This window comes from Nocardia sp. NPDC056541 (assembly GCF_042794235.1).
Lineage (GTDB): Bacteria > Actinomycetota > Actinomycetes > Mycobacteriales > Mycobacteriaceae > Nocardia.
This window is the reverse complement of sequence record NZ_JBHTUD010000013.1, coordinates 86,590-109,726: the sequence shown is the minus strand read 5'-3', so window position 1 is coordinate 109,726 and position 23,137 is coordinate 86,590. Positions and strand designations below refer to the sequence as shown.

The following is a 23,137-nucleotide window of genomic DNA, read 5'->3' as shown; positions in this document are numbered from 1 at the left end:
CACTGTGTGTCCGTGTGCTCCGCCGCCAGGACTCGAACCTGAACTATCTGAACCAAAATCAGAGGTGCTGCCATTACACTACGGCGGATCGCCACACCAGTGGGCTCTCGGAGCCCACCACTGTGCTACGGCACGCCAGTGATCCTCGCACACGATCCCGCCCTCGGGCGAATCTTGTGTACGCCTGTCGCGTCCGTGCTCGGATGCCGTTGTTAGCCTTCTGGAACGCACGTACTGATTTCTCGTGAGTCGAAACGCGGAGAGGCGGGGGCACGCATGTCGTCCAGTGAGCCGGGGCGGGCCACCAGGCCCAGGATGACGGGTACGCAGCGCAGGCAGCAGCTGATCGAGATCGGTCGCGCCTTGTTCGCGGAGCGGGGGTACGACGCGACATCGATCGAGGAGATCGCGCAGCGAGCGCAGGTGTCGAAGCCGGTGGTCTACGAGCATTTCGGTGGCAAGGAGGGCCTCTACGCGGTGGTCGTCGATCGCGAGATGTCGATGTTGCTGGAAATGGTCACCTCCTCGCTCACCCGCAATCGATCGCGGGTGCGATTAGAGCAGGTGGCGCTGGCCTTGCTCACCTACATCGAGGAGCGGACCGACGGTTTTCGGATCCTGGTCCGCGACCAGCCCGCCGCCAACTCCGACGGTCGCTACTCGAGCCTGCTCAACGAGGCCGTGAATCAGGTGGCCCATCTGCTCGCCGGTGATTTCGGCCGTCGCGATCTCGATACCAGCCTCGCCCCGCTCTATGCCCAGGCTCTGGTCGGCATGGTCTCGACCACCGCCACGTGGTGGCTCGACGAGCGCACCCCGCCCAAAGAGGTGGTCGCGGCGCACCTGGTCAACCTGTGTTGGAACGGTTTGAGTCATTTGGAAGCCGAACCGGGGCTCAGCTCCGAATGGAATACGGGGACTACGCCGACCAGCGGTGGGGTAACCGGACGTTAGCGCAAGCAACGTGGACCGAATCCATGATTCGGCTGCCACTTTGCCGCCTGGTGGTACGGTTCACCCATCCTTTTGGGTGCTGCCGGGCGGTATGTCGAGCAAATTTCGGGATGTCGGTCTACTTCAGGATGGCTGGATTATTGGATGACAGGCGGATCTGATGGCTAGGCAAGCACGCGCGGAGATCACCCGCGACTCCGTCCTTGCTGGCGCTGCCGATGTCTTTCTCCGTTTGGGCTACGCCAACGCGAGCCTCAGCGAAATCATCGCGCAGTCCAATGTGACCAAGGGCGCCTTGTACTTTCACTTCGGCTCCAAGGAGGAGCTGGCCAGGGCGGTGGTCGATCAGGGCAACGAGCGCCTGACCGGATCCTGTCAGGGTTTCTTCGATTCCCGGGTGCCCGCGCTGGAGGCGGCCGTCGGGATCACCTACGTGGTGGCCGATCTGTCGATGAACGATCCGATGGTGGGCGCGATGCTCAAGCTCACCCACCAGATCGGTGACTATCGCGGCGCGCAGGGCGACAACATCGCCAAGACCTGGGGCGAGACCTACCGGTTGCTGTCGGAGCGGGCCATCGCCCAGGGCGACCTGATCGCCGACCTCGATCCCGAGGTGGTCGGTGTGCTGCTCCAGGAACTGACCGCGGGCGTGCACATCGTCGCGGTCGGCACCGAGTCGATGGAGCAGATGGCGGCGCGGATGGAACGGGCCTGGTACTTCCTGCTGCCCTCGCTGGTGCCGCCGGAGAAGCTGTCGTACTTCCGGGAGTTCGCGGCGCGCAGGCTGCGCCGCTACGTCGTCTAGTTCACACGCTGCGGTCGGTGGCGAGCACCGTCCGCACGTCGGCCTCGGGTCCGGTCGGGGTGATCCGGACTTCGTCGCGGCCGAAGGCGTGCAGGAGCAGCTCCGACGGCGTGCCGGTGAGCACCACTTCGGCGCCGTCGCCACGGTGCGCCGTGATCCGGGCTCCCTGCGGCGTCGCGAGGACAACCGGAACCGGCGACTTGCGGTAGGCCGCGCGTGCGACGGTGCGCAGTGCGGTCCACAGGCGGTCCTCGTCGCGCGCCGCCAATTGCCTTGGCTCCCAGCCCGGTTCGGACCTGCGCACGTCTTCGTGGTGGACGAACATCTCGCTGAGATTGGCCACCGCGTCGACCGGGCGCAACGGCGACCACCACGGCGGCCCGGTGCGGACCAGCTCGAGCAGTTCGGCGAACGGCCGCTGCGCGATCTGGGCCTGCTTGGCCTCCAGGTAGCCGGCCATCGGCCGGAAGACGATGCCCACCGACGCGTCGGGCCTGCGTTCGCGGACCACCAGGTGGGCCGCGAGGTCGTGCACCGTCCAGGTGCCACACAGGGTCGGCGCGGCAGGGCCGGCCTCGGTCATCGTTTCCACGAGGGCGTGGCGTTCACGTCGAGCCAGACTCACGCCTCGACCCTACGCGTATCGCGACATCCACGGCGCCGAGCCTGTCGACAAGCAGCCGCCTCCCGAGCGATCCCGGGCCTGTAGCGCGTCAGCCGCCGTTCATCCACCGTCGCTTGAGGTTCCAATGGTTGGCCCACCACGCCTGTTCCGCCGCGGGGTCAGAGCCTGCCGCCGGGGGTGGTGATTCTCCCGGGAACAGCCCTTGCGGACCTGGGGCGCCGACCTTTGCCGGGGTCGCAGCGGCACTCGGTGCGGCCGCTTCCGGTGTGTCCGCCGGTTCGGGGGAGTCTGTGGGACCGGCTTCGGGTGCCGGAACCCAGGTGGGCGGTTCTGGATCACGAGGCCCGGCGGTGGTGGGGGCCGTAGCAGCTGACGGTGGCGCTGGAGCGGGAGCCGGCGCTGAGTGGTTCGGCGCCGCTGCCGGAGCAGGTGTCACAGGTTGGGTTCGATCTTGCGGCGAGGCCGGAAGCGAGGCATCAGGGGTTGTCTCGACAGTGGCAGGCGCTGAGGGCGACGGTGGAGCGAGGCTGGTCGTGCCGGGGGAACCCGCGTTCATGGCAGGCGAGTTCTCCTCCAGTGCCTGCGACGCGGCGAATCCGGCGACGCCGAGAAAGGCCGCGAGGGCCGCCGCGGTCAGCAGTAGCCGCCGGTGGCGGCGAGGCGCCTGCGGTGGTTCGGCGAGTTGCCTGCGCACCTGGCCGGCGGCGATCAGCGCGGCTGCGCGCGCCGTCGCCTGCGCGAAGTCCGGGACGAGGACCACGCGCGCGGTGAGTTCGTAGCGCAGGGCGCCCGCGATCTCGGGATCAGCGGCCGACGAACCACAGAGGGCCACCGCGTCGGGGTGCGCCGGGATCGACGCCAGCACCGACCGCACGCGACCGATCGTCTCGGTCATCGCGTCGGTATCGAACGATTCCGCGAGACCGTCGGCCGAGGCGCCCTCGGCAATACCGGTGGTCCAGGCGTCCGAGGCCAGGATCTGCCGACGATCCGGTCCGACCACGACGGCGGTCGCGGCGTGATCGGCGAGGTCTAGCAGCACCACGGTCCCGAACTCATCGAGTTCCGGCATGTCACCGACCAGCGCGAACAGTGCCGATCGGGTCGAAACCAGCGATGATGTGTGCCACGGGCCGGCCGCGAGCTCCGAGACGATCTGTTGCCGGTCCTGCGCAGTGTGATACGCCACGGCGACATCCGCGATCACCGGGGCTGCCTCGGCGAGGGCGTCGAGTGCGTGGACGATCGAGCCCCCGTCTTCGACACGCTGCTCGACCGACTGAAGGACCTCGGATTTCTTCCCCGGTGCGTTGGACAGGAGCACCCCCCTGACGACAGTGCGTTCCGCTGATATTCCGACTGTGGTCGTCATAGATCACCCACTCGATAGACGTATAGCTTTCGGAGATTCGTGGTGGGTGCGCTCGGTGATTGGTCGATGTTCCGACTGTGATGTCTCTCACAAGGCATCCGTCGCTCCTGAGTCGGCTCACACCCGGGGTCAGCCGCGGGCCGACCCCCGGGAATCACTCATCTAGACTTCGAGACGGGCTGCCTCGCCTATCCCGTCTGCGTATTCAGGAGCGAACAATGTCCTCCCTTCGTCCTCCGCTCGCCGGTCTGGCCGAAGTGGTCGCGGGTGACGCCGCGCTGCGGACGGTCACCGATCTGGTCGGCAAATCCGGGGTGGAATTGGTCGCGCCGTCGGCCGTGCGGCCGTTCGTCGCCGCGACGATCGCCGATCAGCGTCCCCTGGTGGTGGTGACCGCCACCGGTCGTGAGGCCGACGATCTGACCGTGGAACTCACCGAGATGCTCGGCCCGTCGGTCGCCATGTTCCCGTCCTGGGAGACCCTGCCGCACGAACGCCTCTCGCCCGGCCCCGACACGGTCGGGCGCAGGCTCGAGGTACTACGCAGGCTGGCCCATCCCGAAGACCCCGTCTACCCCGAACCGCTGCGGGTGGTGGTCACCACGGTGCGTTCGCTGATGCAGCCGATGACGGCCGGGCTCGGCGATATCGAGCCGGTGGTGCTGCGGGTCGGCGGCGAACACGATTTCGACGAATTGCTCACTCGCCTGGTGGAATTCGCGTACACCCGCGTCGACATGGTCGGCAAGCGCGGCGAGTTCGCGGTGCGTGGCGGCATCCTCGATCTGTTCGCGCCGACGGCGGATCATCCGGTGCGCGTGGAGTTCTGGGGCGACGAGGTGACCGAGATCCGCCCGTTCTCGGTCGCCGATCAGCGATCGCTCACCGAGAGCACCGTCGAGATGGTGGTCGCGCCGCCGTGTCGCGAGTTGCTGCTCACCACGCCGGTGCGCGAGCGCGCCACCGCGGTCGCCGCCGACAACGAGGCCGACGCCTCCCTGGTCGAGATGCTGAACAAGATCGCCGAGGGCATCCCCGTCGACGGCATGGAGGCCCTGCTGCCGGTCCTCGCGCCGGGCAAGCTCAGCCTGCTCACCGAGGCGCTGCCCGGGGGCACCCAGTTGCTGCTGTGCGACCCGGAGAAGATCCGTACCCGCGCAGCCGATCTCGTGCGTACCGGCGAGGAGTTCCTCGAAGCCTCGTGGACCGCCGCCTCGTTCGGTAGCGACGCGCCGCTGGGCGCCAACGGCCTCGACCTGGCTGCCTCCGGCTACCGCAGCCTGCCCGAATTGCACACCAGTGCGGACGAACTCGGCCTGCCGTGGTGGACGCTGAGCCCGCTCAGCTCCGGCGACCCGATCGAGGTGAACCTGCCGGTGGCCGCCGGGCCCACCGCCCGCGGGTCCGAGGAACTGGTCGCCACCATCTTCGCGTCGCTGCGCGCGCATGTCGCCACCGGCGGTCGCGCGGTCGTCGTGGTCACCGGTCACGGCACGGCGCAGCGGGTACTGGAACGGCTCGGCGAGGCCGAAGTGCCCGCCGCGCTGCTGCCCGCCGGTGGGGTGCCGGAGCCGGGAGTGGTGGGCGTGCTGTGTGGTTCGCTGCACGACGGGCTGATCTTCGACGATGCCGGACTGGTGGTCGTCGCCGAGTCCGATCTCACCGGCAACCGGGTCACCGCGCCCACCGAGGGCAAGCGGCTGCCCGCCAAGCGCCGCAACCAGGTCGACCCGCTCGCCCTCACCTCGGGCGACATGGTGGTGCACGACCAGCACGGCATCGGCCGGTTCGTCGAGATGATCGAGCGCACCATCGGCGGCGCGCGCCGCGAGTACCTGGTGATCGAATACGCGCCGAGCAAGCGCGGCCAGCCCGGCGACCGCCTGTTCGTGCCGATGGAATCGCTGGACCAGCTCTCCCGCTACGTCGGCGGCGAACTGCCGAGCCTGTCCAAGCTCGGCGGCTCCGACTGGGCGAACACGAAACGCAAGGCGCGCAAGGCCGTTCGCGAGATCGCGGGTGAGCTCGTGCAGCTCTACGCCGCGCGCCAGGCCGCGCCGGGTCACGCCTTCGCCCCGGACACCCCGTGGCAGCAGGAGATGGAGGACGCGTTCGCGTTCACCGAGACCGTCGACCAGATGACCGCCATCACCGACGTGAAGTCGGACATGGAGAAGGCGGTGCCGATGGACCGCGTGGTCTGCGGCGACGTGGGCTACGGCAAGACCGAGATCGCCGTGCGGGCCGCGTTCAAGGCGGTGCAGGACGGCAAGCAGGTCGCCGTGCTGGTGCCCACCACGCTGCTCGCCCAGCAGCACCTACAGACCTTCACCGAACGCGTCGCCGGCTTCCCGGTGACGGTGAAGGGGCTGTCCCGGTTCACCGATGCCTCCGACTCCAAGGAGATCCTGGCCGGGCTGGCCGACGGCTCGGTCGACATCGTGGTCGGCACCCACCGGCTGCTGCAGACCGGTGTGCGCTGGAAGGACCTCGGCCTGGTGGTGGTCGACGAGGAACAGCGCTTCGGTGTGGAGCACAAGGAACACATCAAGGCGCTGCGCACCCACGTCGACGTGCTCACCATGTCGGCCACTCCGATCCCGCGCACCCTGGAGATGAGCCTGGCCGGCATCCGCGAGATGTCGACCATCCTCACCCCGCCCGAGGAGCGTCATCCGGTGCTCACCTATGTGGGCGCCTACAACGACAAGCAGGTCACCGCCGCCATCCGCCGCGAGCTGATGCGCGACGGTCAGGTGTTCTACGTGCACAACCGGGTGTCCTCGATCGACAAGGCCGCCAAGAAGATTCGCGATCTGGTGCCCGAGGCGCGCGTCGTCGTCGCGCACGGTCAGATGAACGAGGACCAGCTCGAGAAGACCGTGCAGGGATTCTGGGAGCGCGAATACGACGTGCTCGTGTGCACCACGATCATCGAGACCGGCCTCGACATCTCCAACGCGAACACGCTGATCGTGGAACGTGCCGATTCCCTCGGCCTTTCGCAGCTGCACCAGTTGCGTGGTCGGGTCGGTCGTTCCCGTGAGCGCGGCTACGCGTACTTCCTGTATCCGCCGGAGAAGCCGCTCACCGAGACCGCCTACGACCGCCTGGCCACCATCGCGCAGAACTCCGATCTGGGTGCGGGTATGGCCGTGGCGATGAAGGACCTCGAGATCCGCGGCGCGGGCAATGTGCTCGGCGCCGAACAGTCCGGTCACGTCGCCGGTGTCGGCTTCGACCTGTACGTGCGACTGGTCGGCGAGGCCGTGGAGGCCTACCGCGCGGCCGCCGACGGCAAGCCGATCGTCACCGAGGAGAACAAGGAGGTGCGCATCGATCTGCCCGTCGACGCGCACATCCCGCCCGACTACATCGCCAGCGACCGGCTGCGGCTCGAGGGCTATCGCAAACTCGCTTCCGCCCAGGACGATTCGGCTCTGGCCGCGGTCGTCGAGGAGCTCGTCGACCGCTACGGCCCGCTGCCGGTGGAGGTCGGGCGACTGGTGGCGGTGGCCAAGCTGCGCCTGCTCGCGCGCGAGTACGACGTGTCCGAGATCGTGGTCACCGGCTCGTCGCTGAAGATCGCGCCGCTGAATCTTCCTGATTCCAAACAGCTTCGGCTCAAGCGGATCTACCCCGCGGCCAACTATCGCCCGGCGAGCGGGCTGATCACCTTGCCGCTGCCGCGGATCACCGACAGCGTCGGCGCCGACCGGGTGCGCGACGTGGCAGTGCTGCAATTCGTCGCCGATCTGCTGCTGGTGCTGGACGGTAAACCCCAGGGGATGGTGGATCTTTCGGTGCCGACGGAAGCCGCGGCGGCGCGATGAGCCAGGAGATGTCCCAGGAACAGGCCGACACCGCGGTCGTCGCCGCGGGACTGTCCGACGCCGTCGAGGTGATGGATCGCCTCTGGCATTTCGGCGGCTGGGAGCGCACCCAAACCCACGATTCGCTGCGCCCCTATCTCCTCGAGGAGACCTACGAACTCCTCGACGCCATCCAGGCGGGCGACGCCGAAACCATCAAGGAAGAACTCGGCGACCTGCTGTTGCAGGTGCTGTTCCACTCTCGAATCGCCGAACACGCGGGCGAGTTCACCGTCGACGACGTGGCGGCGACCCTGGTCGGCAAACTCGTCCATCGCAGTCCCTACCTCACCGATGCCGATTTCTCCTCGGGTACCTCGGTGGCCGCCAAGATCGCGGCGCAGGAAAAGGCGTGGGAGGAGCGCAAATCCGCGGAGAAATCCCGCCGCTCCTGCCTCGACGGCATCGCCATGGCCCAGCCCGCTCTCGCTCTCGCCGAGAAGATCCGCACCCGCAGCGCCAACGCGGGCCTGCCCGCCGACCTCGTCCCGGACACCCTGCGCGTGGTGGAACTGGGCGGGCCTGATTCGGCCGAGGAACGGCTCCGCACAGCGGCCGTCGACTTCGCCACCGCCATCCGCGCCGCCGAGGACGCCGCCGAAGCCGAACGAGGCGCTCGGTCCCCGCTCGGCGCGGATGACTGGCATACCTTCTGGCCGCGCTGAGCATCACCCGCCGACGGTGTCGGCTACCGCTGAGCTAACGATGCTCGGTGGGTGGGTGGACGGCGTCGGCGGCTGAGACGTTGCTGAGATCTTGTGGACAATCGTGCGCGCGCCAGCGGGCAAGGGCCACACAGCTTTAGACTCGAAGCAGCTCGCCGTCCGCGGCGGGGCAGGGGTCCGGCGATCGTCGAGGTGAGGTTGATGGGTACAGAGGTAGATCCGGCAGGACAGGATGTGATGGCCGACCATCCTGAGCTGGACGTGTTGCCGGTATGGCCGCAGGAAACCATCGCAGTGCTGGTGACCACCGACGCGGGGCCGCACGCGATCCCGGTGTCGTGGCCGGTGCGCGCGGACGACCGGCGGATTCTCCTCAGTTTGAAGTCCGATCGTGGTTCGCTGGCACGGTTGCGGGCACAGCCGGAGGTGGCGTTGCTGATTCTGGGCGGCGGCAATGTGGCGCTGTGTGCGCGCGGCCGGGCGACGGTCATCGCCGAGCAGATGCCGTCGGCGCCGGATTACACCGCGGTGCAGCTGGACGTCGACGTGATCGACGACCATCGGCAGTCCGCGTTCGCCGTCGACCGTGGCATCCAGCGCACCGTCCTCGACGACACCGAATTGCGGGCGCTGGAGGGTCGGGTCGAGACCCTGCGATCCTGGGCCGACAACGGGCCCGCAGCGTAAGTTCCTCTACGGCACACCATCTGGACAGAAGGGTTTTCATGAGCGTCACACTCGCCAAGGGCGGCAATGTCTCGCTGTCGAAGCAGACCGACAACCTCACCAAGGTGGCGGTCGGTCTCGGCTGGGACGTGCGTACCACCACCGGTGCCGACCACGACCTGGACGCCAGCGCGTTGGCGACCGGCACGAATCTGAAAGTGCTCTCGGACCAGCACTTCGTCTTCTACAACAACCTGCGCTCGCCGGAAGGCACCATCGAGCACACCGGTGACAACCTGACCGGTGAGGGCGACGGCGACGACGAGATCATCAACGTCGATCTGGCCGCCACCCCGCCGACGATCACCAACATCTTCTTCCCGGTGTCGATTCACGACGCCCAGGCCCGTGGCCAGTCGTTCGGCCAGATCCGCAACGCCTACATCCGCGTCACCGACGCGAACACCGGCGTGGAACTGGCGCGCTACGACCTGTCCGAGGACGCGTCCACGGAGACCGCGATGGTGTTCGGCGAGCTCTACCGCCACAACAGCGAATGGAAGTTCCGCGCGGTCGGCCAGGGTTACGCCTCGGGCCTGGCGGGCATCGCCCGCGACTACGGCGTGAATCTCTGACCAACCACGACAGGAAGGCGGGCGACCGAGTGTCGCCCGCCTTCGCTGTGCTCGCTGTCATCGTGATTGTGTGACCGGCACCCGTCGTGGCGGGACCACGCCCGCCTGATCGAGCAGCGCGAAGTACTTGCGCAGCATCAGTACGGCGGTGGTGGCCAGGCCGGCCGTCAAGCCCCACCAGACCCCGGCCGCGCCCAGATGCAGCGGGAAGGCGAGCAGCAGCGCTGAGGGCAGGCCCACGCCCCAGTAACCGACCAGTGACAGCCGGAAGCCCGCGGAGGTCTCCTTCAGACCACGCAGGAGCCCGGTGCCGATGTTCTGGGCGGCGTCGAAGAATTGCAGCACGATGCCGATGAGCAACAGGGTGTGCGCGATGGCGACGGTGCCGGTGTCGGTGGTATCGAGGAACGGTGCGAGCACGATGTCCGGGGCGAGCACGTAGACAGCGCCGGTGACGATCGCGATCACCGCGGCCATCCGCAGCGCCAGCCAGGCCAGCGCCCGCGCGTGCCCGAACTCATCGCGCGCGACCGCATCGCTCACCAGGATCGACGCCCCGTGGGACAGCCCGATCGCCATCTGGAACACGATGTAGATGATCTGGTAGACCACATTGTGCGCGGCCAGCGCGGCCGGCCCGAAGCTGCCCATCACCAGCGCGAGCACCGAGAACATGCCCGCTTCCGAACCGTAGGTGAGCGCGATCGGCGTGCCGAGGCGCAGTTCCTCGCGCACGGTCGCCCAGCGCACCGGCCACGGCGTCGAGGGCAGGGTGCGGCCGAGTTGCTCGTCGCGGCGCACCATCGCCCAGAACACCCCGAAGGTGATCAGGAAGACCAGCGAGGTCGCGATGCCGACACCGGTCAGGCCCATCGCCGGAATGCCGGCCCAGCCGTGGATGAAGGCCAGTGCCAGCACCAGATTCAAGGCCACCGAACCGAGCGTGACCAGCAGCAACGCCTGGGGCCGCTGCATGCCGACGGTGTATTGGCGCAGCACCTGGAACCACAGACACGGCAGTAACCCTGGCGCGAGGGCGATCATCATCGGCCGCGCCGCGTCGAGCACACCGGCATCCTGGCCGAGCCACGGCAGTACCCACCCGAGCCCGATCAGCAGCGCGCCGCCGAGCAGTCCGGCGATCGTCGCAATGACGAATGCCGCCCGGACCACCGCGCGCACTTCGTCGTCGGCCGAACCGCCGCGCTTCCCGGCCGCGCCGAGCGCGCCCGCGATCTGATTCCCGGTGCCGGTGATCAGCCCGACGCACATCGTGCGGATCTGGTTGAACAGCACCAGCGCCAGCCCGCCCGCGGCGACCTCGCGCACACCGAGGGTGCCCATCAGCGCGAGATTGGTCGTCGAGACCGCGATCTGCGCCAGTTGGGTGAGCGCGATCGGCGTCGCCAGCCTGGCCAGCGCGCTGCTATCGGTCGCCGTGCCGTTCACCCACCCGCTCCGTGGTTCGTCTCGCGCGCGATCGCGCTCACCTGACCTCCATCAATTCGTCCTGGCGCCGCAGCGGTGAATAGCGGCGCAGCAGGGTGGTCACTTCCGCTTCGGCGGCGGGATCGAGCAGGTCGCGGGCGCTCATCCAGTCGTCGTCGAACACGGTGTCGAGATACTTCTCGCCACCATCACACACGATGGTCACCACGGTGGACCCGGCCGGGAACTCCTCGAGCCGCGCCAAGGCATTGTGCACCGAACCGCCCGCCGAACCACCGATCAACAGACCGTGTGTCCTGGCGACGGCGCGGGTGGTGGCGAAGGCGTCGACGTCGCTCACCTTCACGCCCTCGTCGAGCAGGGCGTAGTCGACGGCGGTGCCGATGGTCGCGCCGGGTGGGGTGCCGGTGCCCGACTGCCAGTACGGTCCGCCCTCGCCGCCGAAGGCGATGGATCCGACCGGCTCGATCCCGATCACCCGGGCGGGCAGGCCGAGGTCGCGCAGCCGGGTGGCGGTGCCGAACAGGGAGCCGCCGGTGCCGACCGCGGAGAGCAGTATGTCGACCCGTTCGACCTCGGCCAGCAATTCCTCCGCTACGGCGTAGTAGCCGACGGCGTTGGCGTCGTTGTTGTGCTGTTCGGTGAAGTACGCGTCGTCGCGGGCAGCCGCCATGGCCTCGGCGAGGTCTTCCCGGGCCGAGGTGGCCAGCTCGTCGTCACCGTCGTCGGCGACGAACACCAGGTCGGTGCCCATGGCTCGCATCGCGCGCAACTTGTCCTTACAGGCGTGGTTGTCGACCACGGCGGTGAATCGATAGCCACGTTCGGCCGCGACCACCGCCAAGCCGAGTCCGGTGTTGCCGGACGTCGACTCGATGATATGCCCGCCATCGCGCAGCAAACCTCGCCGCTCCGCGTCGAGCACCATCGAACGGGCCATTCTGATCTTGGCGGCACCGGTCGGATTGAACTGCTCGAGCTTGAGCAGCAGCCGCGTGCCGGTGTCGGTGACGGCGAGTTCGAACAGGGGCGTGCGGCCGATCAGGTCCGTCACGCGCGTGACGAGAGCCATGGGTTGTTCCTCCATCGGATCGAGAGCTCGGGTGGATCAGCGGGCAGTGCTGTCCAGGCTCCAGCGCAGTCGGTCCGCGCCTGGGCGCAACACCACCTTCGGCGGGAGCGGGAGTTCGTGGAACGGGGACTCGTTGGAGTCCATCTGATACCCGGCGGTGTTCGGGTAGACGAGCAGGTCGCCGGTTCGTGCGCGGCGGGGCAGCGGGATGCGCCGTCTGCTGAGCAGGTCGGACTCCAGACAGGTGGTGGCGCCGACGCAGGTGGGGGTGAGGTGGCCGGCGCTTTCGGGCCACAGCACGGGATCGGGCAGGTATTCACTGTCGAACCACTGTTCGGACAGGCTGAGACTGGTGCCGTCGACGGTGAGGATGTCGTACGGGCTTCCCTGTGCGGTCCGGGTTTTCACGCCCTGGACCCGGAAGACGGAACTTCCCGCCCGGTCGAGCAGGGCCCGGCCGGGCTCGACCGCGAGCCGTATTCCGTTGTCGCGCAACAGTCCGGCGAGGTCGTTGTGGGAGAGAACGGCGTCGAGCATGGCCGCGCCGGGAGCCGGGAAGTGATAGGGGTAGTAGTCGCCGGGCGGATTCGTGTGGAACCACTTGTCGCTGAGGGTGTTCTGGAACTCGGTCCACGCCGAGGCATCGAGATAGTCGACGCCGAACCCGCCACCGATCGAGATCGTGTCCGCCCGATGGCCGTTGGCTCGTGCGCGCCTGCAGTGCCCGACCAGCGCGGCCGCCTGTTCGGAGCGGTCGACAGCGTCATAGCCGGACAGGTGGAAACTGAAGCCCGACAGCGTGATCGGTGCACCGATGGCCTGGATCGCTTGTTCGAGCTCCATCGGGTCGAGCCCGAAGCGGCTGGTCGAGCCCTCCGGCAGTACCCGGAGCAGCACTCGCACCGGCAGTTCGAGCGCGGCGAGCCGGTCGAGTTCGTCGAGCGCGTCGATCGCGATCAACGACCCGTGCCGAGCCGCCAGCCACAGCAGCTCGTCGGACTTCGCGGGCCCGGTGACCATCAGGTCCTCGCCGCGCACCCCCTGCCCCAGCGCCGCGACGAGTTCTCCGGTGCTGGCGACATCGATCCCCGCCCCGCTCTCCGCGCACGCCCGAGCCACGCACGCCGCCTTGTTCGCCTTCTTCCCGAAGTAGACGAACCCGTCGACGTCTGCCTCGGTGAAGACCGACTGAAACGCCCGGATATTCACCGCGACGCGCTCGGGGAACAGCACATGAAACGGTCCACCGACCGCGTCGGCGATCTCGCGGAGCAGGCGGGGATCGGCGAGCAGCCGCTGTTGCGCCACGTCGGTGTGAGCGGGCATCGGCGGTGCGCAGTGCGCCGGCCGGTCGGTGGTCGCCGACGGCGCCCGGTCGGCGACGCGGTCCTCGATGTGCGGCGGGCTCGGCGGAACCCGCGCGTCGGATCGCGGCGCGGCCCGCGGGGTGCTGTCCCCGGCGACCCCGGGCTGCGCACCCGTCAGTCCCACAACGGCACCTCCGTGCCACGTCCTTCGGCGATCGCCCTGGCGGCCAGTGCGTGCGCGACCGCGATATCGGTGAGCACCAGTCCGCTGTTGTAGACGAAGATCTTCTCGTCCTCGGTCCGGCGGGCCACGGCGCTTCGGGTGAGCACTTGCGGCAGTTCGGCATCCACCGAACGCAGCGTTCCGTCGGGTCCGGCCATGTCGGTGCCCGTCAGCGCCATCTGCGCCGCGCTGGTGGCGACGACCCGATCGGCCTCGACCAGCGTCGACGGCGCCAGACCGTAGCCCACCAGCACCGCCACCGAACCCGGTGCCAGATGCGAGGATTCCAGGGCCACCTCGGTGCCGGGTCCGGCCGTGGCCAGCACCACATCGGCGGAGGCCGCCGCCGCGTATGGGTCGTCGACCACGTCGAGCAGCGCGTGGGGCGCCGCGTCGGCCAGGTGCGAGTGCACGGCGGCCAGTCCCTCGGGATGAGTGCCGTACACCATCAGCTTGCGCAACTGCGGGTTCGCGGCGAGCAAGTGCGGCAGCGCATTACGTCCCTGGGTCCCGGTACCGATGAGCAGCACGCTCTCCGCCCCGCGCCGCACCGTCTCGCGCACCAGCAGTGCCGACACGGCGGGCGTACGCAACGCGCCGACCCGCGCGCAGTCCATCATCGCGATGGGGGCGCCGGTGGTGTCGTCGTAGAGCGTGATGGTCGTGTAGTACCGCTTGGTGCTGCGGTCGTGACCGGGATCGAATTTGTAGGAGGTCTTCATGGCCACCACGCGCCGGCGCCCGTCGCGGCCCAGCATGGCGTAGGACACCGACGAGCCGCCGGGGTCCGCGACGCTCAGCTTGCGTGGATTGTCGGATTCGCCCGCCGCGAAGGCGAGATAGGCCTCCTCGACGGCGCGCACCACTTCGGCGGGGCTGATCGGTACGTCGGCCAGGTCGCTGCGGGAGAGGACGCGCAGCCCGATCCCGCGGTCACGGTTGTTCAACGGATCCTCGTTCATCTGCCATGCCCCGCTCTGCTGTCCGATCAGCGGTCGCCCGGAACGGCGCGACCACACGTTGGCCATACCCATTCTCGGACGACTCCTGCGCGCGCCGACGGCGTTCGGGCAGTCGGACGTTGATGCGTTTGAGCCAGCGGTCGGTGCCGTCGTAGCGCGCGCGGAACGGAACGCGCCCGTGCACGGCCACGTCGTTGTCCACCAGCAAGAGCTCGCCGGGGGCCAGCGCGGGGGCGTGACTGACCCTGGCGAGTTCGGCGGTGAGCCTGGCGTAGGCGGCGCGGAAGACTTCGTCCGCATCGTCGATCGGGGTGTAGGCGGGATCGTAACGTGCTGTGACAGCGTCATTTTCGTCGAGCCACAGCGTCGGCAACGGTGCGAGCTGATCGAAACCGGTGCCGTAGGAGACATCGGGCAGGATCGGCAGCGTGGGGGTGGTGAGGGTGCGCAGGTCCTCGCCGGACAGGCGCACTTCGCGCACCGAGGAGACCGTGGTGGCGACCCGGTCGGGGTTGCGCAGGCAGGCCAGCATGAGCAGGTTCGCGCGCTGAGCGTGGAAGGCATCCTCGGTGTGCGGGCTGAGCAGGGTGGAACTGCTCGCGCCCGACTGCTCGTCCTCGTGGCCCGCGGCAGGCACGATGTTGTTGACCAGCCTGCCGTTCTGCTGGCCCTGCCAGCCGAACGGCTCACCGGCACAACGCCCGAGCAGCAACATCACGATGTCGAGTTCGAGCGAGCCGGGATGCGCGTGCTCGGCCGCGGCCTGCCAGTGCTGCGGGGTGGGACCGAAATCGGCGTCGTCGACAGGCAACCCGCGCACCACGGTCGCGCCCGCGGCGGTGGCGGGCGGTCGAACGGCGTGGCGCAGGCTGTCGGGCAGGTCGCCGACGCGCTCGGTGATCCGGGCGATCAACGCGGGATCGTGCAGGGTCGTGGTGTGTGGTGCGTCACCTAATCGGTGGCGAATATCTGTCGCGAGCGATCGGAGCGCCGTCGCGGCGTCGGGATCGAGCTCGCGGTATTCGATGTCGTGCTGGTGAATCGTCATACGTTCGGAGAGAACGCTTTTCACCGGTTTCCCTTCTTCGCATCGGTCGAAAGCGGGTGAACTTCAGGCTCGATGTGCGAAGGTAGTGCCTGTCGTGTGATTAGGCAAGACTTACCTAATGCGTCGGCGAGGGAAATAGCCGATCCATATAACGTAGCTTCCTACCCGAGTTGGCGAAGTGAGCGCTGGCCGGGGTGTCGCGGGTCGCTGCGGTTCGGTGACGGTCGAAGTGAAGCTCCCCACTCGGAACCTCTTTTAGGCTAGCCTCGCCTAGTTTGCGGCGTCGGGAAAGGGGTTTCGGCGCACGCGGTTCGAGGAGGCAACACGATGGGTTTCACTCGCAGGCAGCTCTTCCAATCCGGCGTCGGCGTCACCGCACTACTACTGGCGGCGGCATGCGGCACCGATGATCGGTCCGCCACCGCGCAGCGCGGCGGCACTCTGCGAGTCGGCGCGCTCGGCACGGCCGCTCGCAGCGAACGCGACCCGCACGCCAACCTCAGCAACGACAGCGACTTCCTCATCGCCTCGCTCGTCTACGACGCACTCACTGTTCCCGGCGCGGATCCGACCGTCGCTCCGCGCCTCGCCTCGCGCTGGGAGCCCAGCGCGGACAACCGCAGCTGGACCTTCACCATCGCCGACGGCGCGACCTTCCACAACGGTGCGCCGGTGACCGCCGACGACGTGGTGTGGTCGATGCGACGCCTGCGCTCGGTCGGTGGCGCGTCGAAGATGCCGGTGGCCGAGAACGACATCGTCGCCGACGGTCCGAACCGCGTCGTGTTCACCATGCCCGCACCCAATACCCAACTGCCGCTGCTGCTTCGGCTGATGACCTTCACTGTGCCGAAGGACACCACCGACTTCACCGCCGCGATCGGCACCGGCCCGTTCCGGCTCGAGTCCTACCAGGGCGGCAACGCCCGGCTGGTGCGCAACGAGCGCTGGCACGGCACCCCGCCACTGCTCGACGCCATCGAGGTGACGATGTTCGACAGCGTCACCGCTCTGGGCAACGCGGCGCTGGGCGGGCAGATCGACCTCGCTTCCAATGTGGGCGCGATCGCAGGCCGCACCGCCGCGGGACGCGGCGACCTGCAGGTGATCCGGCGCGCCGACGACACCATGCTCGGCGTGGCGATGCGTGCCGCCGACGGCCCGTTCGCCGATGCCAGGGTGCGCACGGCGTTGCGTCTCGGTGTCGACCGGACCGCGCTGGTCAACCAGGTGCACTCCGGCTACGGCACCGTCGCCGCCGACGTTCTCGGCACCGCCGACCCGCTCTACGACACCACGCTGCGCCGCGACCGCGACGTCGAACGCGCGAAAACCCTGCTGCGCGAAGCCGGGTTCGACACCGGCCGCAGCTACCCGTTCGTGACGAAGGCCGAAGTTCCGGGCGAGGTCGAATCGGCGAAGGTGATCGCCACCCAGCTCGCCGAGATCGGCGTCCGGCTCGACGTGCAGGTGGTCGAATCGGCCGCGTTCTACGACCAGACCTGGCTCAACGCACCGCTGTACACGGTGTCGTGGGGGACCAACGACTCGGTGCTGTTCCTGGCCGACAAGCTGATGACCTCGGGCACCAACCGCAACGAAACCGCCTTCCGTGACCCGGAATTCGATACCGCCGACGCCAAAGCCCTTGCCGCGTCCGGCGAAGACTACACGCGTGCGGTGCGCGAACTGCAGCGCATCGAGTTCGAGCGTGGCGGCTATCTGGTGTGGGGCATGGCCGACGGTGTCGACATCGCCGCGTCGACGGTGCGTGATCTGCCGACGCTCGGCGGTTTCGCGCGCGTCCAGCTGGAACGTGCCTGGCTGGCGTGAATGTCATGAAAACCTTTGCCCTGCCGATGGTGCGGCGGATCGCGCTCCTGATGACCCTGCTGGCCATCGTGTACGTCGCGGTGGATCTGCTGCCGGGCAACGCGGCGCGGGCGGCGCTCGGCAGGGACGCGGATCCGGCCGCGCTGGCGGCCAAGGAGCACGAGCTCGGCCTGGATCGCGCGCTGCCGGTGCAGTTCCTGGACTGGATCTGCGGGGTACTCACCGGAGACTTCGGGCAGACCGCCCGCGGGAATTCGATCGGTGCGCTGCTGGCCGACAAGTTCCCGCAGACTCTGCTGCTCGGGGGGATCGCGTTGCTGCTGACCATCGCGGTGTCGCTGGGGCTCGGCTGCTGGTGGGCGATGCGTCCGACCGCGCTCGGGGCGCGAATTCTGCAGCCCGTCAGCACGGTTGCCGTGGCGGTACCGGAGTTCGTCGGTGGCACGATGCTGATCCTGGTGTTCTCCCTGGCCACCGGATGGCTTCCGGCCGTGACCATTACCGGCCGATCCGGCTTTCCCGTCGGCCCCGAGATGCTGGTGCTTCCGGTGCTGGCGCTGGCGATTCCGCAGATCGGCTGGAACGCCCGAGTCGTGCGCTCGGCGCTGCTCGATGTCGCCGCGGCCGCGCATGTGGAAAGTGCTGTGCTGGAAGGGCTGCCGACACGCACGATTCTCTTCCGGCACATGCTGCCGTTCGCGGCGCCGACCATCGTCGCCGGATACGCCACCTCTGTCGGGATGCTGTTCGGCGGTGCGCTGGTGGTCGAGACGCTCTTCAACTATCCCGGTGTCGGCGCCGTTCTCGCCGGGTCCGTCGCCGACCGTGACTCCACCATGGTCGCCGCGGTGGTCGCACTGACGGCGATCGTCATCATGGCGCTGCTCGCGATCGCCGACATCGTCCGGGCGTGGGCGTCGAGGAGTGCGCGATGAGCAAGCCCGACGCGGAAGGCCGAGCGGTGGTGTCCAAGTGGGGCGCCTACTCGGTGGCGGCCGGTGTGGGACTGGTTGTGCTGCTCGCGGTGGTCGGGCCGCTCTTCGCGCCCTACCCGGGGGACGCAGCCGTCGGGATGCCGTTCGCGCAGCCGGGTGGGGGAGCGTTGCTCGGGACGGATCGGCTCGGCCGGGATGTGTTCAGCCATCTACTCACCGGCGGCACGCAGCTGCTGGCCGTCTCCGCGGTGATCGCGGTGGCGGTGACCGTGCTGTCGGCCGTCCTCGGCGCGATCGCCGCCGTGCGCCCGCGTGCGGGCAAGATCATCGAACTCTGCGGCGATCTGGTGATCCTGCTGCCCGCGGTCCTGGGCATCCTGCTGGTGCTCACCGCATGGCCCCAGGGTGGTGTCACCGCGCTGATCGCGGTGTCGCTGCTGTTCGGAGTTCCCTACTGCGCCAGGATCTTCGCGGCGTCCGCCTCGACCATCGCGGCCTCCGGCTACGTCGAAGCCGCCGTCGCCAGTGGAGAATCCCTGTCCCACCTGGTCTTCCGCGAAATCCTGCCCAACCTGCGCGCCGTCTTCACCACCCAGCTCGGCCTGCGCTTCGTCGTCGCCGTGTATCTCGTCAGCACCATCGCCTTCCTCGGCGTCTCCGCGCTCGACTCCGACAACTGGGCGATCATGGTCCGAGACAATGCCTCCGGGCTGCTCCTGAATCCCTGGGCGGTGCTGGCACCGAGCGCGGCCATCGCCATCGTGGCGGTCGGTGTGAATCTGGTGGTGACCAGTGGGCCCAGGACCCGCCAGACCCCGAAAATCGCATCGGATGTGGTCGCCGCTGCCGGGATTGCGCCGGCTGGCGCTGGATGTGGGATCTCGGTGGTGGATTCGGGGGATGCGGTGGCGGTGGACGCGTTCAGCGTTGTCGCTGACAGCGGGGCGGTATTGCTGGCGCCGTTGTCGTTTCGGCTGAAGTCGGGGACGGTCACCGCGCTCACCGGTGCATCGGGTGCGGGGAAGTCGACGGCGATGCGTGCGCTGCTCGGACACCTGCCCGCCGGGGCTCGCGGGCAGGGCGCCGTGCTTGTCGCGGGACAGGATGTGTTCGCGCTCGACGCGGGCGCGCTGCGCGCATTCCGTCGTGAACAGATCGCCTACGTCGGCCAGGATCCCGGCTCCGAACTCAACCCGCTGCTTCGCGTCCGGGCAGTCCTGGCCGAGGCGGCGCCCGGCACCTCCGACGCCGACCGCCTCGCCGTCCTCGCGCAAGTGGGTCTCGATCCCACCCATCTCCGCCGTCGCTGCGCCCGCCTCTCGGGCGGGCAGCAACGCCGTGTCGCCCTGGCCCGAGCCATTCTCCGCCGCCCCCGGATCCTCGTCCTCGACGAACCACTCGCAGGTCTCCACAGCACTCTCCGCACCGAAATAGCCCAGCTGATCGCGACTCTCGCCACCGAGAACCGCACGGCCGTCCTGCTCTCCGGCCACGACACCGACGCGATCAACGTCATCGCCGACTCCGTGATCGAGCTCGATCCACCCGGTGATCGGCCGGTGAATGTCGCTGCCGTGGTGACTGATCCGGTGCGCGCCGAACACCTGGCCGACGAGCGCGCGGGGGCGACCGGCCGTCGACCCGTCGATCCGGCGGCCGAGGGCGCGGGGAGCGAGGAAGCATCTCGAACGAACGGCTCGGCGGGCGCCGACGAGGTGATCGCCTTGCAGGCCACATCGATCAACGCCGACGCGGGCGGCCACAGGGTGCTCGAGAACGTCGGTTTCAGCCTGTCCCCGGGCGCGGCCCTTGCTGTCGTAGGGCCGTCCGGGGCGGGTAAGACCACGCTCGCGCGGGTGATCGCGGGTTTGCACCCCGACGCCGGCGGATCGCTGGATGTGGGTGGTGTGCGCGTTCCGGTGGGAAGCGGGCGCCGGATCAGGGTCGGCGCCAACGGGATCCAACTCGTCACCCAGAACCCGCGCGCGGCGTTGAACCCGCGCCGCACCGTCGAGCAGACCCTGGCACGCCCGTTGCGCCGCATCGCGCGAGTCACCGGACCCGAAATCCGCACCCGCGTCAGCGCTCTGCTCGCCGCGGTCGACCTCCCCGCCGACCTCGCCGGCCGCCGGCCCCATCAACTCTCCGGTGGTCAACGTCAACGAGTGGCTCTGGCCCGCGCCCTCGCCGCCGACCCGGCCGTCCTGATCTGCGACGAGATCACCACCGCCCTCGACACCGAAACCGCCACGGCCATCATGTCCCTGCTCGACCGTCTCCGCGCCGACCGTGCCACCGCGATCATTCTGATCAGCCACGACATGACCCTGGTCCGCGGCCACTGCACCGATCTCCTCGTTCTCGATCAGGGCCGAGTAGTCGAAACAGGCACCCCGGAAACAGTTCTCACCACCCCGACCCACCGGGCCACCGCGGCGCTTCTCGGCTGATACCGCCCTCGTCGAACCAGTTAGCCGTGACCTGTAATTCGTCCGTAGCCGGCCAACCGCGGGATTCGCGGGGAGCTGAGAAGTGGCTGTGAGATGTGCGCAAAGCGCGCTGGATCTGGATGATTGAACAGATGTCAGTGCAGAAGGTCGGCGTGGCCGCCGCAGTCGCGATCAGCGCCCTGTTAGCGGGGTGCAGTTCGCTCGCGTCGATCCCCGATGACATGCCGCCGGGGCCGGGGGTCGCGCTGCCGCTGATCGATGTCGACGCACCCGGCCGCGCGGCCGAACAGCTACGCGGCTGGGCCGACGAGCAGTCCGACGCGATCGGCATCCAACCGGTCGCGCTCGAGGCCTACGGCTACGCCGCCGCCGTGCTGGCGAAGTCGAAGCCCGAATGCGGAATCGCCTGGACCACCATCGCCGGCATCGCCAGCGTGGAGAGCGGACACGGCACCCATCGCGGTGCCGGCGTCGACGCCGACGGGACCGTGCGCCCGGCGATCATCGGCGTCGCCCTCGACGGCACCCGAGGCAACGCCGACATCCGCGACACCGACGGCGGCAGCCTCGACGGCGACACCACCTACGACCGTGCCGTCGGCCCGCTGCAGTTCATTCCCGAAACCTGGAAGCGCTGGGGTGTCGACGCCAACGGCGACGGCGTGGCCGATCCGCAGAACATCGATGACGCCGCCCTCACCGCCGCCCGCTACCTCTGCACCCGCGGCGGCGATCTGACCTCGGCCGACGGCTGGCAGCGCGCCTTGTTCGCCTACAACCAGTCGAACAAGTACATGCATGTGGTGCGCGATCGCGCCGCCATATACAGCATCGGCCGCCGCGTGTAGTTGCCCATGGCCCGGAGTGCCGGTTACTCCACACTCCGCCGAGACGATAGGCTCGGCACCGCACGGCCCTTCCCGTGATACCTACCGTGCCTTCCGTCGTAAGGAGCAGTTTTCGTGGCCATTATCGAACAGGTCGGAGCTCGCGAGATTCTGGATTCGCGCGGCAATCCCACCGTCGAGGTCGAGATCGCCCTCGACGACGGCACCCTGACCAGGGCAGACGTACCTTCCGGTGCGTCCACCGGCGAGCACGAGGCCGTCGAGCTGCGTGACGGCGGCGACCGCTACGGCGGCAAGGGTGTGACCAAGGCCGTCGAGGGTGTTCTCGACGAGATCGCGCCCGCCATCATCGGCCTCGACGCCGTGGAGCAGCGCACCGTCGACCAGGTCCTGCTGGACCTGGACGGCACCCCCGACAAGTCCCGCCTCGGCGCGAACGCCCTGCTGGGTGTGTCGCTGGCCGTGGCCCGCGGTGCCGCAGAGTCCTCGGGTCTCGAGCTGTTCCGCTACCTGGGCGGCCCGAACGCCCACGTGCTGCCGGTCCCGATGATGAACATCCTCAACGGTGGCGCGCACGCCGACACCGGCGTGGACGTGCAGGAATTCATGGTCGCCCCGATCGGCGCGCCCACCTTCCGCGAGGCACTGCGCTGGGGCACCGAGGTGTACCACTCGCTCAAGGCCGTGCTGAAGGAGAAGGGCCTGTCCACCGGCCTCGGTGACGAGGGCGGCTTCGCCCCCGACGTCGCGGGCACCGTGGAGGCGCTCGACCTGATCAGCGTCGCCATCGAGCGCGCGGGCTACAAGCTCGGCACCGATGTGGCGCTGGCGCTCGACGTGGCCGCCACCGAGTTCCACACCGAGGGCGAGGGCTACAAGTTCGAGGGCAAGATCCGCACGGCCGCCGAGATGGGCGAGTTCTACGCGGACCTGCTCACCCGGTACCCGCTGGTCTCCATCGAGGACCCGCTGTCGGAAGACGACTGGGACGGTTGGGTCGCACTGACCGACGCCATCGGCGACAAGGTGCAGCTGGTCGGCGACGACCTGTTCGTCACCAACCCCGAGCGCCTCGAAGAGGGCATCGCCAAGGGCGCGGCCAACGCGCTGCTGGTGAAGGTCAACCAGATCGGCACGCTCACCGAGACCCTCGACGCTGTCGAGCTGGCGCACCGCAACGGTTACAAGACCATGATGTCGCATCGTTCGGGCGAGACCGAGGACACCACCATCGCCGACCTCGCGGTCGCCGTCGGTTCGGGCCAGATCAAGACCGGTGCTCCCGCGCGTTCCGAGCGGGTCGCCAAGTACAACCAGCTGCTGCGCATCGAGGACGCCCTCGGTGATTCGGCACGCTACGCGGGTGACGTGGCGTTCCCGCGTTTCACCGGCGAATTCTGAAAGCAGTACAGG

At 68.6% G+C, this 23,137-nt stretch carries 18 protein-coding genes and 1 tRNA gene; 11 read left to right on the top strand and 8 right to left on the bottom strand.

Features of this window, described 5'->3' with window-relative positions; translation table 11 throughout:
- Positions 1 to 17: 17 nt before the first annotated feature.
- Positions 18 to 88, bottom strand: a tRNA-Gln gene (locus ACFQ9R_RS23055).
- A 188-nt stretch (positions 89 to 276) separates the two neighbouring features.
- Here ACFQ9R_RS23055 and ACFQ9R_RS23050 point away from each other — a divergent pair.
- Together ACFQ9R_RS23050 and ACFQ9R_RS23045 are read left to right on the top strand one after the other, a co-directional pair.
- Positions 277 to 954 carry a TetR/AcrR family transcriptional regulator gene (locus ACFQ9R_RS23050; protein WP_378993171.1) on the top strand — a complete coding sequence of 226 codons (678 nt, stop codon included), beginning with the start codon at positions 277 to 279 and terminating at the stop codon, positions 952 to 954.
- Positions 955 to 1,114: 160 nt separating this feature from the next.
- Complete coding sequence (locus tag ACFQ9R_RS23045; RefSeq protein WP_358071707.1) at positions 1,115 to 1,762, top strand: TetR/AcrR family transcriptional regulator; 648 nt, start codon at positions 1,115 to 1,117, stop codon at positions 1,760 to 1,762.
- A 1-nt stretch (position 1,763) separates the two neighbouring features.
- Here ACFQ9R_RS23045 and ACFQ9R_RS23040 read toward each other — a convergent pair whose 3' ends face one another.
- Positions 1,764 to 2,387: a TIGR03085 family metal-binding protein gene (locus ACFQ9R_RS23040; RefSeq protein WP_378993169.1), complete on the bottom strand. Its 624-nt coding sequence runs from the start codon at positions 2,385 to 2,387 to the stop codon at positions 1,764 to 1,766.
- Between the two features lie 88 nt (positions 2,388 to 2,475).
- On the bottom strand, positions 2,476 to 3,759 hold the full coding sequence (locus ACFQ9R_RS23035) for a hypothetical protein (RefSeq protein ID WP_378993167.1): 1,284 nt from the start codon (positions 3,757 to 3,759) through the stop codon (positions 2,476 to 2,478).
- A gap of 218 nt (positions 3,760 to 3,977) precedes the next feature.
- On the opposite strand from ACFQ9R_RS23035, the gene mfd reads away from it, so the two are divergent.
- From mfd to ACFQ9R_RS23015, 4 genes are all read left to right on the top strand, one after another.
- Positions 3,978 to 7,592: a transcription-repair coupling factor gene (gene mfd / locus ACFQ9R_RS23030; RefSeq protein WP_378993165.1), complete on the top strand. Its 3,615-nt coding sequence runs from the start codon at positions 3,978 to 3,980 to the stop codon at positions 7,590 to 7,592.
- An 8-nt stretch (positions 7,593 to 7,600) separates the two neighbouring features.
- Positions 7,601 to 8,296, top strand: coding sequence for a MazG family protein (locus ACFQ9R_RS23025; protein WP_378993163.1), 696 nt, complete (start codon positions 7,601 to 7,603; stop codon positions 8,294 to 8,296).
- 201 nt (positions 8,297 to 8,497) lie between these two features.
- Positions 8,498 to 8,983 (top strand): hypothetical protein, encoded by a 486-nt coding sequence (locus ACFQ9R_RS23020; protein ID WP_378993162.1) that lies wholly within the window; start codon positions 8,498 to 8,500, stop codon positions 8,981 to 8,983.
- A gap of 38 nt (positions 8,984 to 9,021) precedes the next feature.
- On the top strand, positions 9,022 to 9,597 hold the full coding sequence (locus ACFQ9R_RS23015) for a TerD family protein (RefSeq protein WP_378993159.1): 576 nt from the start codon (positions 9,022 to 9,024) through the stop codon (positions 9,595 to 9,597).
- A gap of 57 nt (positions 9,598 to 9,654) precedes the next feature.
- On the opposite strand, the gene ACFQ9R_RS23010 is transcribed toward ACFQ9R_RS23015, so the two are convergent.
- From ACFQ9R_RS23010 to ACFQ9R_RS22990, 5 genes are read right to left on the bottom strand one after another with little or no spacing between them, the layout of a single operon-like run.
- Positions 9,655 to 11,046 carry an MATE family efflux transporter gene (locus ACFQ9R_RS23010; protein WP_378993157.1) on the bottom strand — a complete coding sequence of 464 codons (1,392 nt, stop codon included), beginning with the start codon at positions 11,044 to 11,046 and terminating at the stop codon, positions 9,655 to 9,657.
- Positions 11,047 to 11,083: 37 nt separating this feature from the next.
- Positions 11,084 to 12,118, bottom strand: coding sequence for a PLP-dependent cysteine synthase family protein (locus ACFQ9R_RS23005; protein ID WP_378636088.1), 1,035 nt, complete (start codon positions 12,116 to 12,118; stop codon positions 11,084 to 11,086).
- Between the two features lie 36 nt (positions 12,119 to 12,154).
- Positions 12,155 to 13,609 carry a Y4yA family PLP-dependent enzyme gene (locus tag ACFQ9R_RS23000; RefSeq protein ID WP_378993156.1) on the bottom strand — a complete coding sequence of 485 codons (1,455 nt, stop codon included), beginning with the start codon at positions 13,607 to 13,609 and terminating at the stop codon, positions 12,155 to 12,157.
- Positions 13,600 to 14,610, bottom strand: a complete 1,011-nt coding sequence (locus ACFQ9R_RS22995; protein ID WP_378636093.1) for an ornithine cyclodeaminase family protein — start codon at positions 14,608 to 14,610, stop codon at positions 13,600 to 13,602. The genes ACFQ9R_RS23000 and ACFQ9R_RS22995 overlap by 10 nt, the downstream gene beginning before the upstream one ends.
- The gene (locus ACFQ9R_RS22990) at positions 14,582 to 15,658 is read right to left on the bottom strand and encodes a TauD/TfdA family dioxygenase (RefSeq protein WP_378993155.1); all 1,077 of its coding nucleotides are present in this window, start codon (positions 15,656 to 15,658) and stop codon (positions 14,582 to 14,584) included. The genes ACFQ9R_RS22995 and ACFQ9R_RS22990 overlap by 29 nt, the downstream gene beginning before the upstream one ends.
- A gap of 327 nt (positions 15,659 to 15,985) precedes the next feature.
- Between ACFQ9R_RS22990 and ACFQ9R_RS22985 the strand changes: the two genes are divergently transcribed.
- The 5 genes from ACFQ9R_RS22985 to eno all read left to right on the top strand — a co-directional run bounded on the left by ACFQ9R_RS22985 (position 15,986) and on the right by eno (position 23,125).
- Positions 15,986 to 17,491 carry an ABC transporter substrate-binding protein gene (locus tag ACFQ9R_RS22985; RefSeq protein ID WP_378993153.1) on the top strand — a complete coding sequence of 502 codons (1,506 nt, stop codon included), beginning with the start codon at positions 15,986 to 15,988 and terminating at the stop codon, positions 17,489 to 17,491.
- A gap of 5 nt (positions 17,492 to 17,496) precedes the next feature.
- Entirely contained in the window at positions 17,497 to 18,426 is a 930-nt protein-coding gene (locus tag ACFQ9R_RS22980) for an ABC transporter permease (RefSeq protein WP_378993151.1), read from the top strand.
- Positions 18,423 to 20,876 carry an ATP-binding cassette domain-containing protein gene (locus ACFQ9R_RS22975; protein WP_378993150.1) on the top strand — a complete coding sequence of 818 codons (2,454 nt, stop codon included), beginning with the start codon at positions 18,423 to 18,425 and terminating at the stop codon, positions 20,874 to 20,876. Before ACFQ9R_RS22980 ends, ACFQ9R_RS22975 begins: the two co-directional genes overlap by 4 nt.
- Positions 20,877 to 21,007: 131 nt before the next feature.
- A complete protein-coding gene (locus tag ACFQ9R_RS22970; protein ID WP_378993148.1) occupies positions 21,008 to 21,724 on the top strand; it encodes a lytic transglycosylase domain-containing protein in 717 nt (238 codons plus the stop codon).
- 114 nt (positions 21,725 to 21,838) lie between these two features.
- Positions 21,839 to 23,125, top strand: a complete 1,287-nt coding sequence (gene eno, locus ACFQ9R_RS22965) for a phosphopyruvate hydratase (protein ID WP_378993146.1) — start codon at positions 21,839 to 21,841, stop codon at positions 23,123 to 23,125.
- The last annotated feature ends 12 nt before the right edge of the window (positions 23,126 to 23,137 follow it).

What these genes read in the sequence shown, in the direction of transcription:
- ACFQ9R_RS23050 (WP_378993171.1), top strand. Translation starts at nt 277, where the DNA reads ATGTCGTCCAGTGAGCCGGGGCGGGCCACCAGGCCCAGGATGACGGGT.
- ACFQ9R_RS23015 (WP_378993159.1), top strand. Translation starts at nt 9,022, where the DNA reads ATGAGCGTCACACTCGCCAAGGGCGGCAATGTCTCGCTGTCGAAGCAG.
- ACFQ9R_RS22970 (WP_378993148.1), top strand. Translation starts at nt 21,008, where the DNA reads ATGTCAGTGCAGAAGGTCGGCGTGGCCGCCGCAGTCGCGATCAGCGCC.
- ACFQ9R_RS23035 (WP_378993167.1), bottom strand. Translation starts at nt 3,759, where the DNA reads ATGACGACCACAGTCGGAATATCAGCGGAACGCACTGTCGTCAGGGGG.
- ACFQ9R_RS22980 (WP_378993151.1), top strand. Translation starts at nt 17,497, where the DNA reads ATGAAAACCTTTGCCCTGCCGATGGTGCGGCGGATCGCGCTCCTGATG.
- ACFQ9R_RS22995 (WP_378636093.1), bottom strand. Translation starts at nt 14,610, where the DNA reads ATGAACGAGGATCCGTTGAACAACCGTGACCGCGGGATCGGGCTGCGC.
- ACFQ9R_RS22985 (WP_378993153.1), top strand. Translation starts at nt 15,986, where the DNA reads ATGGGTTTCACTCGCAGGCAGCTCTTCCAATCCGGCGTCGGCGTCACC.
- mfd (WP_378993165.1), top strand. Translation starts at nt 3,978, where the DNA reads ATGTCCTCCCTTCGTCCTCCGCTCGCCGGTCTGGCCGAAGTGGTCGCG.
- ACFQ9R_RS23005 (WP_378636088.1), bottom strand. Translation starts at nt 12,118, where the DNA reads ATGGCTCTCGTCACGCGCGTGACGGACCTGATCGGCCGCACGCCCCTG.
- ACFQ9R_RS23020 (WP_378993162.1), top strand. Translation starts at nt 8,498, where the DNA reads ATGGGTACAGAGGTAGATCCGGCAGGACAGGATGTGATGGCCGACCAT.
- ACFQ9R_RS23025 (WP_378993163.1), top strand. Translation starts at nt 7,601, where the DNA reads ATGTCCCAGGAACAGGCCGACACCGCGGTCGTCGCCGCGGGACTGTCC.
- ACFQ9R_RS22990 (WP_378993155.1), bottom strand. Translation starts at nt 15,658, where the DNA reads ATGACGATTCACCAGCACGACATCGAATACCGCGAGCTCGATCCCGAC.
- ACFQ9R_RS23045 (WP_358071707.1), top strand. Translation starts at nt 1,115, where the DNA reads ATGGCTAGGCAAGCACGCGCGGAGATCACCCGCGACTCCGTCCTTGCT.
- ACFQ9R_RS22975 (WP_378993150.1), top strand. Translation starts at nt 18,423, where the DNA reads ATGAGCAAGCCCGACGCGGAAGGCCGAGCGGTGGTGTCCAAGTGGGGC.